Below are 17,239 nucleotides of genomic sequence, written 5' to 3'. Positions count from 1 at the left end.
AACCTTCAGGTATGGGTGCAAATTCTGCGCTAATTTTTGGCATTATCATTAACGTCGCAATTTTGCTCGTATTCTTCCGCTTTTTAATGCAGTTGGCTTCGGTGAGTCCTTACAATCCGGTGGTACTTTCAACTGTAAAGGCCACCAAGATTGTAGATGTGTTTAGTCGTATTCTGCCAACTCTGGCGAAGGGTCGGGTAAATACTGCCGCGCTGGCATTATTAGTGGTGCTGTATTTGCTGAAAATTTTTGGCATGATGTATCTTTCTGGTGGTATGCCAAATGGTCCAATTCATCTGTTAATACTGACTTTTGTGACCATGATTCAGGACCTGATCCGTTTCTGTCGTTATCTGATTTTCGCGACCATCATCTTGAGCTGGGTGGTGATGTTTACTCAATCCCGTTCACCTTATATTGAAGTGGTTCAGGAACTGGCAGAGCCATTATTGGCACCATTCCGTCGTATCATGCCGAATATCGGGATGATCGACCTGTCTCCAATTCTGGCGATTCTGGCACTGATGGTGGTTGATCTGATCATGCGTGAAGTGGCCATGGTGTTGTTGACTGGTTTCTAAGATTTAAGAATATAAAAAAGGATGCGTAAGCGTCCTTTTTTATTTGTTATGAATTTCAAAAGGGGTTTTACCTTTCCATACACTCTCCTGAGAGGAGAAGCAACTTCTTGGAAATTCATCTCTGAGAAGTAATAGTATTCTTTATCTTAAAAAAAGGAGAAGGAATTAGTAAAACTATTCATAGTAATTAAAATTAGGTGTAATTCCCTCTCCCTCGGGGAGAGGGCTAATATAAATCTCCTGAAACCCCTCTGAAAGAGGGGTTCAAAGCACTTTAGTGCGCCTCATCCCAATTTTTGCCTTTGCCTACTTCTACCAGTAAAGGCACAGAGATCTGCACTACAGACTGCATTACTTCAGCCAGCTTAGGTGCTAGTTCGTCAGCAATCGCTTCATCAACTTCAAATACCAATTCATCGTGGACTTGCAGCAGCATTTTGGCCTGGTCTTTTGGCAACATTTTGTCGACTTCAATCATTGCCATCTTGATGATATCGGCAGCTGAACCTTGTAGTGGGGCATTGATTGCAGCACGTTCAGCAGCTTTACGTATCATCATATTGCGCGCATCAATATCTGGGGTATACAAACGGCGGCCAAGAATGGTTTCCACGAAGCCCTGTTCCAGCGCAACCTGACGGGTACGCTGCATATATTCATAAATACCCGGATAGCGGTGGAAATATTGCTTGATGTATTCCTGTGATTCCTGGCGGGTGAAACCAAGCTGACGAGTCAAGCCAAACTCGGACATGCCGTAAAGCAGACCGAAGTTTACTGCTTTGGCTTGGCGACGTTGATCATTGGTCACATCTTCCAGGGCAATACCGATGACTTCTGCCGCGGTACGACGATGGACGTCCTGACCGTGAATAAAAGCATCCACCAGTGCATCATCCTGAGACAAATGTGCCATCAGACGTAATTCAATTTGGGAATAATCGGCTGCAAGTAAAATACGACCTTCTGGTGCAACAAAAGCTTTACGGATCTGACGGCCAATTTCTTCACGAATTGGAATATTCTGCAGGTTTGGGTCGGTTGAGGATAAACGACCGGTTGCAGTCAGTGCCTGATGATAGCTGGTATGTACACGATGAGTATCATTATTGGCCTGTTTACAGAGCCCATCAGTATAAGTACTTTTCAGCTTGGACAGACCACGGTAGTTCAGGATCAACTCGGCAATTGGATGCTCAAGCTTTTCCAGAATGCTTTCGCTGGTGCTGTACTGACCTGTTGTGGTTTTCTTGCCACCTTTTAGACCCAGCTTATCAAACAGGATTTCACCAACCTGTTTCGGTGAGCTGACATTAAAGGATTCGCCCGCCATTTCTTCAATCTGCTGTTCCAGATTTTTCATGGTTTCAGCAAAGTCACAGCCCAACTGATCCAGGAAAGCCAGATCCAGCTGAATGCCATTTTCTTCCATGCTGGTCAATACACGTGCGACCGGCATTTCAATATTTAGCAGGATGTTGAGCAGTTCCGGATGTACTTTGAGTTTTTCATGCAGCACTTCATACAGACGATAAGTGACATGGGCGTCTTCTGCGGCATAGTGTGCTGCAGTTTCAATATCAATCTGGTTAAAGGTTTTCTGTTTCGCACCTTTACCGGCAATCTGTTCAAAGGTCGTGGTCAGGTGGCTTAAATAAAGACGTGCTACGTCATCCATACCGTGACGGGTTGCCACAGAGTTCAGCACATAAGACGCCAGCATGGTATCGAAGTACCAGCCTGCCAGCTGGATTCCATGATTTTCTAGGACATGTGCATCATATTTCAGGTGATGGCCAATTTTCTGAATATTGTCGTCTTCCAGAATGGGTTTGATTTGCGCAAGGATGGTTTCACGATTTAACTGTTCAGGCGCATTCTCATAGTCATGTGCCAGCGGTACGTAATAGGCATCCTCTGCATCAAAAGCCACTGAGAAGCCCACGATTTGAGCAATACGATAATCCAGACTGGTGGTTTCAGTATCAAAAGCAAAACGTTTGGCAGTATTTAAACGATTAAATAAAGCATCCCAATCTGCCTGATTCAGCACGGTGTGATAAGTCGCCTGTCCCAGTTGGTCATCACTGCTGGTCAATGACGCATGATCTTCTTCTATTGGCGCTACAGGTTTGGTTGTAATCGACTGAGCTACTTGCTTGTAATTGCTATTGTTTGGATTGTTCGGATGATCCAGAGATTGCAGTTGGTTACGGAATTCAAGCTCGGTATAGAGTTCGCGTAGTTTGGCAACATTTGGCTCAGCAAGTTTTAAATCATCATAACCAAAGCTCAAATCCAAATCGATCACAATACTGGCCAGTTGATGATCCAGCGTAATGCCTTCCACATTGTCTTTGATATTTTGTCCGACTTTGCCTTTGATCTTGTCGACATTTTCCAGAATGCCACCAATTGAGCCATATTCATTCAGTAATTTGGCTGCGGTTTTGGCACCGACGCCAGGTACGCCCATAATACCGTCTGAGGCATCGCCCATGAGGGTCAGGTAATCGATAATCTGATTTGGCCAGACCCCAAACTTTTCAAATACACCATTTACATCGAGTGGCTTTTCTTTAAAGCTGTCTTCCAGGGTTACTTTTTCGGTCACCAGCTGGGCCATATCTTTATCGCCCGTAGAGATCAGTACTTGATGACCCATGGCTTCAGCACGTTTTGCCAGTGTGCCGATAATATCATCGGCTTCTGCGCCTGGCAGGGCGTGTAGTGGAATTCCTAAGGCTTTGATCAATGCGTGCAGATAGGGAATTTGCTCGGCAAGCTCGCTCGGCATGCTTGGGCGGTCACCCTTATAAATTGGTGACAGTTCATGACGAAAAGTGGGTTCAGGGGTATCGAAAATCACCGCCATATGTGTAGGCTGGACACGGCGCATCAGTTTTTGAATGGCAGAAATTGCACCACGAATTGCATTGGTGTGTAAACCGGTTGACGTGGTTAACGGTGGCAGTGCGTGAAAGGCACGAAATAAAAAGTAAGAGCCATCGACCAAGACAAATGGTGGCATGTATTCAATTCCTTATTCAAATAATAGCGTTATTGTACGTGATTTTTAACGTGCCCGCTGAGCAAGTCTGTGGCAACAGCTTAGCGAATAATGACCGAAGATGAAATAACCGGCAGCCGCATGTTGTATGATGGAGTGGTATGGGACTGGAAAATATAAGAATGACAACAGGGCAAAATGAATTACGCATGATGTGGCTGATCAGCCTGGTGATTGTAGGCTTGAGTGCCTGGTATCTGGATTACGAGATTGTCAGCTATTTATGTGGGCTCGGTTTTCTGATGAGTGTAATGCAGTATGTCAATGCAGTGCAGCTGCCACTTGAAGAGATCACTGCTGAACATCAGTTGTCTATTTCTGGTTATTCCAAAGTTCCATTATATATTTCTTCCCTGATTACCATTGTGGGAGGTGTCATCGACCTGAAATGGTTGATGGGGCTGGGTGTTACGGCTTGGATTTTCTTTCTGTTCCGATGGTTACAACGAATAGAGATGTCATTGCGTCAGTTGCAGCATCGTATTCACTCGATGCCAAGTCAGGACACTCTAAATTCTCAGCCAGTTCCACTGCAAGCCTTTCAACAGCCCACTCAAGGTGATCATGCTTCACCGGGTTTAATCGATCAGATCCAGCGCTGGATTTTTCAGGGCAATCCGGTACTTAAAGCTGCAATCGGGATTCTGGTTGTCGGGATTATCCTGTTACTACGTTTTGCAACGGAGCATTGGCAAATCAGTCTGACGATGAAATTGGGCCTGATTGCTTTGGCAAGTATGGCTGTTACTGGGCTGGGCTATTGGTTGATCGAGAAAAACCGCAGTTTTGCGCTGGCACTTGAGGGTCTGGGATTAAGTGCGCTGTTTCTGACCTTATTCTTTGCCTATTACAATCTGGTCATTCCTGGTCTGTTGATGGCATCAGTGCTATTTGTGCTGATTATGGCCATGACGCTATATCTCAGTTTTAAGCAGAATAGTTTTGAATTGACAGTGATGGCGCTGCTAATTGCCTATATTGCACCATTTACTTTGCCTGTACGGGATGCCACCGCTGTAGAGCTGATTGCTTATTATCTGGTCATTAATATCGGAGTAGCAACGCTGACCAGCTTAAAACCCTGGAAGACGCTGAATCAGATTGCCTTTCTGGTCACTGCGATTGTTGGGGGAATCTATGCGCTGATTCATGGCTACACTTCTGAGCGCTATAGCATGACTGGCTTGATTCTGGCACATAGTGCCGTGTTTATCTGGCTGGGATTTCGTTTTAGTCAGTTACTCGCTAAAGATGACCTGAGCAGGTTCCAGCTCAAGCCGATTCTGGACATTGCCCTGATTTTTGCCGCGCCAATTACAGCCTATATTTTCCTGTATCTGATTCATTTTAATGAACGTACATGGCAGGCAGGACTGAGCCTGATTTATGCCGCAGTATTCGCAGTTTGCTGGTTAGGATCGCGGCGTAGTCATACCCTGAATATCATTGCCAATAGCTATCTCAGTCTGATGTTGATTTTTATTGCCCTGATTCCACCAATTTTGCTGGAAAGTGAATGGAGCGTAGTGGGCTGGGCCGTAGAAGGCGTATTAATTTATTTCTGGGCTTTGGAAAAGAATCTCAAAGTTGGGCAATATTTGAGTATGGGCTTACTGATCATGGCTGGGCTGAGCAGTCTGTATTATCTGGTTGAATTGAATCCAACACCACGACACATTTTCTGGATACTGAGTAGCTGTTATCTGGCGGTGCTCCTGATTAGCCAGTTCAAAGAGCGTTATATCCAGCAACTAGATGGGCTGAGTACTGGCTTCTTAAGCTTACTCAGTTTCTCAGCCAGCCTGATGCTGTTTGCCTTATTGGAAGACGAGTTCAGTTCGCCAGATGCCTATATTTATAGTCTGGCTACAGTTGCACTGATTTTTGCTGTTCTTAATGAGATTATCTTCAGAAAAAATCAAGACTGGAGCTGGCTGGTGCCAAAATGGTGTGGCTTAACGCCATTGGTTTTTGCTGGTGTGGTTCTAGCAATTGATCAGAGTGAAAATGGTGTACTGATTTGGGAGAGTCAATTTGCCCGGAGTATCTTTGGATTATCCACCTTATTGTTAGCCTGGCAATGGCTGCGACCAGCCTCAGGCCTGTTGCTTTCAAAAGAATGGGTGAGTTTGGGAGCTCTAATGAGTCTGACTCTGGCAAGCCTATGTCTGATTCCAAGTATGCCCTATATCAGTATGGTGATTTTGCCATTAGGTCTGTGTTTCTGGTCTTATAAACAATCTGCGGACTCTGCTTGGCCGATGCTGTGGCAAAGCAACAGTACCTTGATTCTGATGGCAGCCTGGTTGTTGTGTTCACAGCTGCTCAGTCAGCAGGCCTTTAAGTTCTATTTGCTTCCTATTTTAAATCCTTTTGATCTGGTGAGTATCGCCATGTTGGTCAGCTTCATCTGGATGTTGCTGCAGCAGATTAGGGCAGGGCGAGATAAAGGAATGATGGCAGTACTTATGGTACTGAGTTTACTTTGGCTATCTAGCTATATTGTATTGCGTGCTTTGCATATGTATTTAGGAACGCCGTTGAACAGTTTGGAAGTTTGGAGTAATGCCACAGTCCAGTTGAGCTTGACCATTCTATGGGTGCTATTGGCTTTTGCAACGATGTGGATTGCGGCATTGAAAGCCCTGAAACCAATGTGGATTCTGGGTGGTAGTATTCTGGTGATTGTGACCTTAAAACTGGTGCTGTTTGATCTGTCTCATATCGGGACCTTAACTCGAGTATTGTCCTTCTTGCTGGCAGGTGGAGTGATGTTATTGATTGCTTATATTGCACCAATGCCGGATGGGGAGAAAAGGGTTTGAATCTAAATTAACTACATTTGAGCGTTAACTTAATCTCCCCAAACCCTGAACAAGCTTTAAGCGATGTGCAAGGAAAAGAGCGGCTTTTGATGACAGTTCCTTCCTTTGTAAAGGGAGGTTAGGAGGAATTTAGAAAAAAGTTATTTTAAATCCGGCTCCCTCTTCAATTCCTTCTCATTGGCATATTGATCAACATCTTCATTTTCCAGCGGACGTGCAAGCGGATGATCTACAAAGCCCATTTTTGGTACAGGAATCTCAATATGATTTTCCAGGAAACCATTACGAATGCGTTCCTGCATTTCATCACGAACTTTTAAAAAGTTTTCACCTTGACACCAGACTGCAAACAGCAATTCAATGGATGATTCCCGGAAAGCAGTTACTGTCACAGCCGGTTTCGGATCGGCAAGCACCATTGGATATTTGTTTGCCACATCCAGCAGCACTTCACGAACCTTGATAATGTCTTCATGGAAATTAATCGCCAACGTGATCGGAATTCGCCGGATCGGAAATTTGGACAGGTTATGTACCGGGGCACGGATCAGTTGCTCATTCGGCAACCGGACATAGATATTATCCTGGGTTAATAATTTGACTGAGAGCAGGTCAATCGAAATGACTTCACCTTCAATGGTATGCCCACGAATCAGGGTAATCTGAATGGTATCACCAACTTCAAAAGAACCTTCACCAATCAGGAACATACCGCTGATCAGGTTAGATGCTGAGGTCTGAGATGCGAAACCCAGTGCAACTGTCAAAATACCTGCTGCACCTAAGAAGACACTGAGCTTAAAACCAGCTTCCTTTAAGCTGGCCATGACAAACAGCAGGAAAATGAAGTAGAAAATACCGCGACGCCAGACCATTTGCTGATGGGCATTAAAGCGTAGACCAATCGTCCGGATAAAGGCATTCGAGAAAAAACGTGCAATTAAAAAGCCAATAAAACACAGTACGATTGCGACAGCAATTTCTGTCAGCCGATCAGTATTGATACTGGTAAATACGCCTTTCAGGCTATTGGTGACTTCAGCAGAAATACTTGAGTTTGCCATTAGCCGTCCTTAAAAGAATGAATCAAACATATTGAACAGGTTGCCTGCGGGGTCACGTGGCGGATGCAGATAGTCCACTTCACCGGCATGTGGTGGGGTACGGTTTTCAATCCGAATTCGAGGTGGACGATCCAGACCTTCATGCAGGACTTTAATTTGCGAGGTCCAAAGACGTCCCGTACTGGCACTGAAAAACAGCGGTAGGGCAGGTACGGGCACATTCATACGGTCAAAGCGCAGTTGCTGATTACTGGTATTGTGGAATTCAATTGGGGTTACAGCACGAAATGCACGCGGCGTCAGCTGTTTTAGCTCAGTACGACCATCGACTGCTGTGGCATAACAGATTTCCCCAGAACGATGATTCGGGCCAAACCAGGTATCTTTAGGTAGAATTACCGGAACATCAAAAATTGGATCTCGCTGTCCATCGACAAAACCGGCAATCCACAGCGGCGTACTGATATATAGGGTTCCGCGTTGTCCGGCCGGAATATAAATGGGATCGACAGGTTTGATCACTACAGAACGATCTGCCAGACGAGGCATGAGTTGCAGTTTGCTTTTGGTGGACTTGAACATATAGCGTTCAATTTTCACTGGCTGGGGAAAGGCAAAATGGGGATCTTCGATTTGGTGCCATTTCTGCTCATAGTCAAACTGTACCACAGGGCGGTAATACTCCAGACGCCATTCCTGCAAGCCACGTGTCAGACGGAACAGCAGCGAACCAAATTGCCAGGCTTTGGACTCATTTATTTCAAAATTCTGTTCCCCCCACCAATGAATAGAGGGCTGAGCAGAGGAAAAATCAACTTGATCTTGTAGCAATGCGGCTGTCCTTTCGTACTAAATCTTTCTAAACATACTTCACGCTGTCATGTGCTTAGAGTACACTCAATTTAAATTTTTTCACTATTATTATAATTCTACGATGCAAGTACTGAAACAATTACAAATCCCTTATAGTTTTGCCAAACGCCATGGGGTGTTGTTGCGTTATGAAGGGGATCAGGTCTTTATCGTCCGTCGTGATAATACCTCGATGCTTGCATTGCAGGAAGCACGCCGTTTTTTGGGCCATCCTGCCCAGTATCAGCTCTGCAATGATCACGAATTTAGCCAATTACTCAGTAGCAGTTTCGCTGGAGACAGTGGCGAATCACAACAAGTCGCAGCTGGTCTGGAAGACCATCCAGATTTGCTTAGTCTGGCCGATTCTGTCCCTGAAGCTGAAGATCTAATGGATCAGGAAGATGATGCGCCGATTGTCCGCCTGATCAATGCCTTACTTTCAGAAGCAATCCGTGTGGGTGCTTCCGATATTCATATTGAATCCTTTGAGAAGAAACTTTCAGTCCGCTTGCGGGTTGATGGTCAGTTACGCGAAATTGTACAGCCACGCCGTGAACTGGCACCGCTGTTAGTCTCGCGGATTAAAGTCATGGCCAAGCTGGATATTGCGGAAAAGCGTATTCCCCAAGACGGTCGTATTTCGTTGCGCCTAGCAGGGCGTGAAGTCGATGTCCGTGTTTCTACCTTGCCATCTTCGTATGGGGAGCGCGTGGTAATGCGTCTATTGGACAAACAGGCGGGTCGCCTGAACATGACCCATTTGGGTTTAATGAATAATGATTACGATCGCCTCAAGACTTTGGTGCATCGTCCACACGGAATTATTCTAGTCACTGGCCCAACTGGTTCGGGTAAAACGACGACACTTTATGCAGCACTTTCCGATCTGAATGATGGTTCCAAGAATATCCTGACCGCGGAAGATCCGGTCGAGTATCAATTGGAAGGTATTGGGCAGACGCAGGTAAATACCAAAGTGGATATGACCTTTGCCCGTGCTTTAAAAGCGATGCTGCGTCAGGATCCCGATGTCGTCATGGTGGGTGAGATTCGTGACCTGGAGACAGCAGAAATAGCAGTACAGGCTTCTTTAACAGGTCACCTGGTTTTATCAACCCTGCATACCAATACTGCAATTGGTGCAGTAACCCGTCTTAAAGATATGGGGATTGAACCTTTCTTATTATCCAGTTCGCTGATTGGGGTGGTTGCTCAGCGTTTGGTACGTACTCTCTGTTCACATTGTGCGACCTGGCATGTAGCAGATGAATTCGAACAAGGTCTGTTTGCCCATGTCCATAATGGGACACAATTAGAATTACCACAGCCAAAAGGTTGTGAACGCTGCTCACATACTGGCTTTACTGGTCGAACTGCGATCTATGAAATTGTCCCGATGGATGATCATATGCGCCGTCTGATTCATGGTAATGCACCAGAATACGAGTTAGAAAGCTACGCACGTCAACAATCTGGTTCTATTCGTGACGATGGCTTACGTAAAGTGCTGGCAGGGAAGACGACAGTGGAAGAAGTACTGCGTGTCACCAATGAAGCAGCAGAACTAGCTTAATGATAGAACTATTAAAAAGTAGCCAGTTGAGCTGCTTTTTTATAGCTTACCACAAGCTGATAATTTTCTTCATGAGTTGGGCGCGCAATGGAGCGGTTGGGTTGCCGGCATTGCGTTGAGTCTCATTTTTATAAAAATTTTGCCAGGTTTTCGCTATTTCTACAGTTAAACCCGCCTGTTTCATCTTTTCAACATCAGCTTTACTGACATGATTTAAACGTGTTTCTGCATCTTGAGGGCCTGTGCCCCAGCCAATTACACCTTGACCAAACTCAGGCAGGCTCATGTTATGCGGTGTAGGAGGGATAGCGAGTCGATCAATATCTGGATTCACCAAGGATTTGACTTGAGGGCGAATTTTTTCAGAAACTTGCACATCTGCAAAAGAGGAGATAGGGATACTTAAAAACAATGTGCTGAGGAGAAGAGGTTTTAACATTTAAATAAAGCCAGCAATAAGTGCAAATAAGAATCATTATATATAACTATATGTCTAATTGTTATCTTTCTGAAAGAGGAAAATACAAACTGGTGTTTAAAAAGTAGAAGATTAGCTGGCTAAGAATTGAATTTTTATACTGGATCAAGACTATCCTGAAAAACAGATTTTTCAGGATAGCGTCTACTGAGCCTTAAGTAATCACATTTAGCGTGACATCAATATTATTACGGGTGGCATTAGAATATGGGCAGACAATGTGCGCAGCATCCACCAGTTTTTGAGCTTCGTCCTGATCCATACCTTCCAGATGAACATTTAGGGTAACTTCAATACCAAAGCCAGTTGGGATCGGACCAATCCCTACCTCACCTTCAATATAAGCCTCTTTACTCATATTCAGTTTGTCTCGATTAGCCACAAATTTCATCGCCCCTAAAAAGCAGGCTGAATAGCCAGCAGCAAAGAGCTGTTCAGGATTGGTACCACCGCCTGGACCACCCATTTCCTTTGGTACTGCGAGTTGTATATCCAGCAGTTGATCATCCGTAGTAACCCGACCATCGCGGCCACCTGTTGCTTTGGCATGGGCGGTATAGACAGTTTTTTCTAATGACATGATATGAATCCCTGTTATTTTTTCATGGAGTTTCTATGCTCGATGATTTTTAAACAGGAATAAGCAGGGATTTTGTTATTTTATGCAGGAAAATCGCAAACTTTAAAACTGGATCAATTTTCGATGTTGCATCAATGGCATGGACTCACGGACTTTATGTTGTTCATTTAAATCAAAATCTACCGTGATCAGCTGAGCACCTTCCGCATGTACCATATTCAGTACCTGACCGCGGCTATTGGTGGCTGCAGTATGTCCCCAAGTCTGACGTTTTTCTCCATGCCAGCCCTGTTGTGCAGCGCCAAGCACAGCACACTGAGTATCCATGGCACGTGCTTGTAGAAGTAACTGCCAATGCATTTGACCCGTGGTATAGGTAAAAGCAGAAGGGGCAGTCAGAATATTGGCGCCTTGTTGACGTAAAGTCAGTGCCAATTCAGGGAAACGCAGGTCATAACACACCATCAAGCCAATATTGCCAAATGGGGTTTTCGCAACCACGACATCTGTACCTGGTTCAAAGAATTTGGACTCCTGATAGCCACCGACAGCATCACCCACTTGCACATCGAATAAATGAATCTTGTCATAACGTGCTTCAGTACGTTCCGGGCTAATGCACAGGCTTACCGTACGGACACGACCATCTTCAATGACTGAACCATCCGGGCGATACGGACAAGGCAGGGTGCCAGCAATAATCCAGATCTGATATTGATGTGCCAGTTTTTCGAGGCGTTGCTGAATGTCTTCAAACTGCGCCGCAGTTTCGCGTTGTTTTCCGGCAGCAAAGCAGACAAAATTTTCAGGAAAGACGATCAGTTCAGCACCATTGGTTTTACTCTGCTGAATCAAGGATTCTATCGTTCTGAAATTGTCTTCAATTTCATTCTGAGAATTCATTTGTACAACAGAGAGTAAAGTCATCGTTTCCTTCCTGGAAAATTAAGATTAAATATTGGGTTCGGACACCTTATCGAGATTGTCCTGTTCTTTTTGCAGCTGTTTAACCAAAGGTTCGAACATATTTTTGTTGCTTTCATTGAGTTTCATCAATGTTTTATGCGCATCCAGAACCGTAGTGAGCATATTACGATGCGTTACATGCTCTTCGATCAAGGCGCGGGTGCAAACATGCGAATCTCCACAATAGTTCAGGATTACAAATACCTGTCCCAGACCCATGCTATTGGCCAAGGTTGTAATATCTGAATTGGTAGAGAGCATGACAGCCTGGATATGATGCACTTGTTTTAGTTTCAAACCCAGTTTCGCAAGAACGCCGAGTACAGTACTGTCAATAAAACTGGTTTCAGTTAAATCAACGATCGCACCAACGACATTATCTTGCTGTTCAATTTTGTTCAGTAATTTGTCTAGACTTATGCAAGATTGTGCACGCACTTCGCCAATAAGCTTAAAAATATGCGTTCCGTTCAAACTTGCATATTCAACATGACCTGTTGACATATAAATGCCATTTGCAGAGAAGGATATTAAATTATCCCATAGGGTAGTTTGATACTCAAGTAGCTGAAGGTCTGAGTTAATTTAAGTATCTATTAAAGCAATAATTATATTACTAATTCATACGTATGAAGCTAAGGAAGGCAATATCGTCTGCCACATGCTCCGGCGCTTGAAAAGATTGATTTTGCAAGTGATAGACCAGCTGTGCAAACTGTTCATTCAAACCGCCATCAAAGGGTTCCAGGGCACCATCCGAACATAAAATGAATCGGGCATGACGTTTCAGGACGAATTCCTGTTCATCTACTTCCAGTTCTTCGGTCAGCCCGAGTGGAAAACTACTGGTCGATAAAATTTTGGGTGCCTGATTGGGTTCAAAAATAATAGGCGGTGGATAATGCCCGGCACTGGACCAGCGCACCACATGAGTTTCAAGGTTTAAAACCCCAGCAATCATGGTGATATGCTTTTCAATATTTTCCTGAACCAGCATGCCATTCAGCTTTTTGATCAGTTCACGTGGCGATTTGGAACGGCCATGAAAAGCTGCCATCCATGAGGTAAGTAAACTACTGGTGACACCATGTCCAGACACATCAGCCAGATAGAACATCACTTCTTTATCGCTAATTTTCCAGTAATCGTACCAATCACCAGAAAGATAAGCGGAAGGCTGAAAATATGTTTCTACCTGATAGTTCAAAAGCTCAATCGGGTTGGGAAGCAATCTTTGTTGTAACTCTGCTGCGGAAGGTAAGTCGCGACTATCCTGGTTTCTTTTATATTGCGCATCAATTTTTTGTAAAGCGAGGAGAGGCTGAGCTGGAAGTTTGTTCCAGATCCACCCGGCAAGAGCGCCTTGTTCCCAGGCTTGAGATAGTTCAGCTCCTTCATTTTCCAAAGCCAAGACAATGGTAGGAAAATTCCATTGGTATTTCAGATAATCATGCACATCGGAAATTGCAAGAATAGTCTGATCATACAACTCATGATCTTCAAGACCAATCATCTGCACGTCTGGAAGCGTGTCAAGGACTTGATCAAGATAAGGAACATCACGAGTCGGCTGAATAAAATACATAAGGAAATGAACTAATCCCAAATTTGTTTATTAGATGTACTATAACAAGCTATTGATTACCGGCGAATCTTTTTCACCGATAATCTTGCTGAAATTATTTACTTAAAAGGTTGGTTCTGTCGAATCGCTCTGATCTTCATCAAACTCATCTTCAAATTCATCATCTATATCAGTGAATAGACTTTCCGACTCTAAGCCTTTCTTTTCAGCAATTGCATAACTGGTACGTTGCAGATAAATGTCACGAATCTGTGCATAACGATCACCAGTCAATACCCCTTCAACGTCCAGTATTTCAGAACGAGTGTCGATAACACGCAAAGACTGGTCACTCCAGTAAAGTCCGTCATTATCATCAAGAATATATTTTTGTGGACGAGCCTGGCTATCTACAGCGCTACCAATTACCCCGCGGACAGAGCTTGGACCTAAAAGTGGCAGCATGATATAAGGGCCAGAAGGCACTCCATAATAACCTAAAGTAATTCCCAGCCTTTCATCTTCATGACTCAAGCCCAAGCGACGGGCAGGATCTGCCAAACCTAGAGTCGTTAGAGTATTAATGGTAAAGCGGCCTAGGGACTTGGCAGCCTGTGCAGGACGACCTTGAATTAACTGGTTGACTACATTCCAGGGTTCACCCAGGTTATTGCGGAACTGAGTATAGCTGCCGCGAACATCTTTCGAAACCTTTTCCACATATTGTACGGCTACAGGTCGTAACACGTTACGGTCAATCACATCGTTAAATTGATAGATCTTTCTATTTAGTGGCTGAAAGGGATCTTTAACTTCTTCAGCCTGTGCTGCTCTGGCATCGACCTTCAATTGTGTCTGTAATTGTTGCGCCTTATTGGAAATTTTTGTTCTAAGGGGCGTTTTTTCAGGCTCATTTTCTAGATTATCCACATCGGTAGTCACCTCAGCAAAAACCTGTGCGGTTGAGGCTAAAGAAAATAAACATAGAGTTAAGTAAATAGAACGATGCATAAGGTAACCTGAGGCCTTTTCCGGGTAAGTAGCACTACTTATTAATATGAAAATAATAAACGTTATATTCAGGAATAAACATCATTTAAGCAAATTTGTATAAAAAATGAAGGAAAACACACGAAAAGATTAAAAAATACACATGTGGAGAGATTTTTTTAAAAAAGGTGTTGCAAGGCATCTGAAATACTGTAGAATGCACATCCATCGGCGGTGATGAAGATTAAAACTTCTGATAAAACAGTGACTTAGTTAAGATTGGTTGAGTTAGGTTTTATTTGATAAGTTTAAAAATAATCTGATTTACTGGTTGACTTTCTAGAGATAGAGAGTAATATAGCCGACCTAGCTTGCTGCTGACGAAGTAGCAAGAAGATCATTAAGAGATTATGAAGAACAACTTGTGTGGATTTTTACTGGTTGATTGATCGAAATTATTTTCATTGATTGATGGTAGAAATTACTCGAAGTTTATTTGAGAAATTGATGTCAGAAAATTGATGAGCCAAGATTTGGTGTTTTGAATAAAGCACTATTGATTTTAAACTGAAGAGTTTGATCATGGCTCAGATTGAACGCTGGCGGCAGGCTTAACACATGCAAGTCGAGCGGGGAAAGGTAGCTTGCTACTGGACCTAGCGGCGGACGGGTGAGTAATGCTTAGGAATCTGCCTATTAGTGGGGGACAACGTTCCGAAAGGAACGCTAATACCGCATACGCCCTACGGGGGAAAGCAGGGGATCTTCGGACCTTGCGCTAATAGATGAGCCTAAGTCGGATTAGCTAGTTGGTGGGGTAAAGGCCTACCAAGGCGACGATCTGTAGCGGGTCTGAGAGGATGATCCGCCACACTGGGACTGAGACACGGCCCAGACTCCTACGGGAGGCAGCAGTGGGGAATATTGGACAATGGGCGGAAGCCTGATCCAGCCATGCCGCGTGTGTGAAGAAGGCCTTTTGGTTGTAAAGCACTTTAAGCGAGGAGGAGGCTCCTTTAGTTAATACCTAAAGTGAGTGGACGTTACTCGCAGAATAAGCACCGGCTAACTCTGTGCCAGCAGCCGCGGTAATACAGAGGGTGCGAGCGTTAATCGGATTTACTGGGCGTAAAGCGTGCGTAGGCGGCTTTTTAAGTCGGATGTGAAATCCCTGAGCTTAACTTAGGAATTGCATTCGATACTGGAAAGCTAGAGTATGGGAGAGGATGGTAGAATTCCAGGTGTAGCGGTGAAATGCGTAGAGATCTGGAGGAATACCGATGGCGAAGGCAGCCATCTGGCCTAATACTGACGCTGAGGTACGAAAGCATGGGGAGCAAACAGGATTAGATACCCTGGTAGTCCATGCCGTAAACGATGTCTACTAGCCGTTGGGGCCTTTGAGGCTTTAGTGGCGCAGCTAACGCGATAAGTAGACCGCCTGGGGAGTACGGTCGCAAGACTAAAACTCAAATGAATTGACGGGGGCCCGCACAAGCGGTGGAGCATGTGGTTTAATTCGATGCAACGCGAAGAACCTTACCTGGCCTTGACATACTAAGAACTTTCCAGAGATGGATTGGTGCCTTCGGGAACTTAGATACAGGTGCTGCATGGCTGTCGTCAGCTCGTGTCGTGAGATGTTGGGTTAAGTCCCGCAACGAGCGCAACCCTTTTCCTTATTTGCCAGCGGGTAATGCCGGGAACTTTAAGGATACTGCCAGTGACAAACTGGAGGAAGGCGGGGACGACGTCAAGTCATCATGGCCCTTACGGCCAGGGCTACACACGTGCTACAATGGTCGGTACAAAGGGTTGCTACCTCGCGAGAGGATGCTAATCTCAAAAAGCCGATCGTAGTCCGGATCGCAGTCTGCAACTCGACTGCGTGAAGTCGGAATCGCTAGTAATCGCGGATCAGAATGCCGCGGTGAATACGTTCCCGGGCCTTGTACACACCGCCCGTCACACCATGGGAGTTTGTTGCACCAGAAGTAGGTAGTCTAACCGCAAGGAGGACGCTTACCACGGTGTGGCCGATGACTGGGGTGAAGTCGTAACAAGGTAGCCGTAGGGGAACCTGCGGCTGGATCACCTCCTTAACGAAAGATTGACGATTGGTAAGAATCCACAACAAGTTGTTCTTCATGACGATGTATCTGAGGGTCTGTAGCTCAGTTGGTTAGAGCACACGCTTGATAAGCGTGGGGTCACAAGTTCAAGTCTTGTCAGACCCACCACTACTGACGAAGCAAGCAATTGCAGAGTAAAACAGAAGATCAGAACATTGACTTATTGATAAGCTGGGGACTTAGCTTAGTTGGTAGAGCGCCTGCTTTGCACGCAGGAGGTCAGGAGTTCGACTCTCCTAGTCTCCACCACTCATTGCGATGCAATGAGTTAAACATTAAGCAAACGAACTGATAGCTTATAGAGCTTAGTGATTAAGTTGCGTATAATGCGCGGCATTGTTATTAAGCTCTGTGATTTATCACAGTTGACTGTAGTCCGACGAGGATACAGTGAATCATTAACAGAATATATTTGAGTTGAAATAATTTGTTCAAACTCGTTTCAAGTAGGCAACTACAAGAAATGAGTTCTAGCGATTAAACTGAATCAAGCGTTTTGGTATATGAATCTAATTGAAGCTGTATAGTGATTAAGTTCACGAAACTCTAAACTGTAATGTT

The 17,239-nt window shown here is 44.6% G+C and carries 12 protein-coding genes, 2 tRNA genes and 1 rRNA gene; 6 read left to right on the top strand and 9 right to left on the bottom strand.

The features are described 5' to 3' along the window. Positions 1-11: 11 nt before the first annotated feature. Complete coding sequence (locus FSC11_RS11865; protein ID WP_004889875.1) at positions 12-581, top strand: YggT family protein; 570 nt, start codon at positions 12-14, stop codon at positions 579-581. A 274-nt stretch (positions 582-855) separates the two neighbouring features. Here FSC11_RS11865 and polA read toward each other — a convergent pair whose 3' ends face one another. After that, complete coding sequence (polA, locus tag FSC11_RS11860; protein WP_163167079.1) at positions 856-3,612, bottom strand: DNA polymerase I; 2,757 nt, start codon at positions 3,610-3,612, stop codon at positions 856-858. Positions 3,613-3,773: 161 nt separating this feature from the next. On the opposite strand from polA, the gene FSC11_RS11855 reads away from it, so the two are divergent. Continuing rightward, positions 3,774-6,476: a DUF2339 domain-containing protein gene (locus FSC11_RS11855; protein ID WP_163167077.1), complete on the top strand. Its 2,703-nt coding sequence runs from the start codon at positions 3,774-3,776 to the stop codon at positions 6,474-6,476. 140 nt (positions 6,477-6,616) lie between these two features. Here FSC11_RS11855 and FSC11_RS11850 read toward each other — a convergent pair whose 3' ends face one another. Then, on the bottom strand, positions 6,617-7,540 hold the full coding sequence (locus FSC11_RS11850; protein ID WP_004812984.1) for a mechanosensitive ion channel family protein: 924 nt from the start codon (positions 7,538-7,540) through the stop codon (positions 6,617-6,619). Positions 7,541-7,549: 9 nt separating this feature from the next. After that, a complete protein-coding gene (locus FSC11_RS11845) occupies positions 7,550-8,371 on the bottom strand; it encodes a hypothetical protein (protein WP_004889868.1) in 822 nt (273 codons plus the stop codon). A gap of 103 nt (positions 8,372-8,474) precedes the next feature. On the opposite strand from FSC11_RS11845, the gene gspE reads away from it, so the two are divergent. Continuing rightward, on the top strand, positions 8,475-9,968 hold the full coding sequence (gene gspE, locus FSC11_RS11840; RefSeq protein ID WP_163167075.1) for a type II secretion system ATPase GspE: 1,494 nt from the start codon (positions 8,475-8,477) through the stop codon (positions 9,966-9,968). Between the two features lie 46 nt (positions 9,969-10,014). Here gspE and FSC11_RS11835 read toward each other — a convergent pair whose 3' ends face one another. The 6 genes from FSC11_RS11835 to FSC11_RS11810 form a co-directional block, all read right to left on the bottom strand. Continuing rightward, a complete protein-coding gene (locus FSC11_RS11835; RefSeq protein ID WP_005221033.1) occupies positions 10,015-10,407 on the bottom strand; it encodes a DUF4951 domain-containing protein in 393 nt (130 codons plus the stop codon). 193 nt (positions 10,408-10,600) lie between these two features. After that, on the bottom strand, positions 10,601-11,026 hold the full coding sequence (locus FSC11_RS11830) for an organic hydroperoxide resistance protein (protein ID WP_004889864.1): 426 nt from the start codon (positions 11,024-11,026) through the stop codon (positions 10,601-10,603). A gap of 102 nt (positions 11,027-11,128) precedes the next feature. Next, on the bottom strand, positions 11,129-11,953 hold the full coding sequence (locus FSC11_RS11825; RefSeq protein ID WP_163167073.1) for a carbon-nitrogen hydrolase family protein: 825 nt from the start codon (positions 11,951-11,953) through the stop codon (positions 11,129-11,131). A 24-nt stretch (positions 11,954-11,977) separates the two neighbouring features. Next, positions 11,978-12,496 (bottom strand): anti-anti-sigma factor GigB, encoded by a 519-nt coding sequence (gene gigB / locus FSC11_RS11820; RefSeq protein WP_004812973.1) that lies wholly within the window; start codon positions 12,494-12,496, stop codon positions 11,978-11,980. A 112-nt stretch (positions 12,497-12,608) separates the two neighbouring features. After that, positions 12,609-13,577, bottom strand: coding sequence for an RsbU family protein phosphatase GigA (gene gigA / locus FSC11_RS11815; protein WP_103800685.1), 969 nt, complete (start codon positions 13,575-13,577; stop codon positions 12,609-12,611). Positions 13,578-13,679: 102 nt separating this feature from the next. After that, positions 13,680-14,567, bottom strand: coding sequence for an MlaA family lipoprotein (locus FSC11_RS11810; RefSeq protein ID WP_163167071.1), 888 nt, complete (start codon positions 14,565-14,567; stop codon positions 13,680-13,682). 543 nt (positions 14,568-15,110) lie between these two features. Here FSC11_RS11810 and FSC11_RS11805 point away from each other — a divergent pair. The 3 genes from FSC11_RS11805 (at position 15,111) to FSC11_RS11795 (ending at position 16,927) form a co-directional block, all read left to right on the top strand. Next, positions 15,111-16,648, top strand: a 16S ribosomal RNA gene (locus tag FSC11_RS11805). A 61-nt stretch (positions 16,649-16,709) separates the two neighbouring features. Next, positions 16,710-16,786 (top strand) — tRNA-Ile (locus FSC11_RS11800). 65 nt (positions 16,787-16,851) lie between these two features. Further along, positions 16,852-16,927, top strand: a tRNA-Ala gene (locus FSC11_RS11795). The last annotated feature ends 312 nt before the right edge of the window (positions 16,928-17,239 follow it).

This window comes from Acinetobacter schindleri (assembly GCF_010918895.1).
Taxonomy (GTDB): domain Bacteria; phylum Pseudomonadota; class Gammaproteobacteria; order Pseudomonadales; family Moraxellaceae; genus Acinetobacter; species Acinetobacter schindleri.
The sequence above is the reverse complement of the archived record's forward strand: the minus strand, read 5'-3'. Positions and strand labels throughout refer to the sequence as shown.

Bases quoted from the DNA above. Each gene is read 5' to 3' on its own strand.
- FSC11_RS11865 (WP_004889875.1), top strand. From the start codon at position 12: ATGGGTGCAAATTCTGCGCTAATTTTTGGCATTATCATTAACGTCGCA.
- gspE (WP_163167075.1), top strand. From the start codon at position 8,475: ATGCAAGTACTGAAACAATTACAAATCCCTTATAGTTTTGCCAAACGC.
- FSC11_RS11835 (WP_005221033.1), bottom strand. From the start codon at position 10,407: ATGTTAAAACCTCTTCTCCTCAGCACATTGTTTTTAAGTATCCCTATC.
- FSC11_RS11825 (WP_163167073.1), bottom strand. From the start codon at position 11,953: ATGACTTTACTCTCTGTTGTACAAATGAATTCTCAGAATGAAATTGAA.
- polA (WP_163167079.1), bottom strand. From the start codon at position 3,612: ATGCCACCATTTGTCTTGGTCGATGGCTCTTACTTTTTATTTCGTGCC.
- gigA (WP_103800685.1), bottom strand. From the start codon at position 13,577: ATGTATTTTATTCAGCCGACTCGTGATGTTCCTTATCTTGATCAAGTC.
- FSC11_RS11830 (WP_004889864.1), bottom strand. From the start codon at position 11,026: ATGTCATTAGAAAAAACTGTCTATACCGCCCATGCCAAAGCAACAGGT.
- FSC11_RS11855 (WP_163167077.1), top strand. From the start codon at position 3,774: ATGACAACAGGGCAAAATGAATTACGCATGATGTGGCTGATCAGCCTG.
- gigB (WP_004812973.1), bottom strand. From the start codon at position 12,496: ATGTCAACAGGTCATGTTGAATATGCAAGTTTGAACGGAACGCATATT.
- FSC11_RS11850 (WP_004812984.1), bottom strand. From the start codon at position 7,540: ATGGCAAACTCAAGTATTTCTGCTGAAGTCACCAATAGCCTGAAAGGC.
- FSC11_RS11810 (WP_163167071.1), bottom strand. From the start codon at position 14,567: ATGCATCGTTCTATTTACTTAACTCTATGTTTATTTTCTTTAGCCTCA.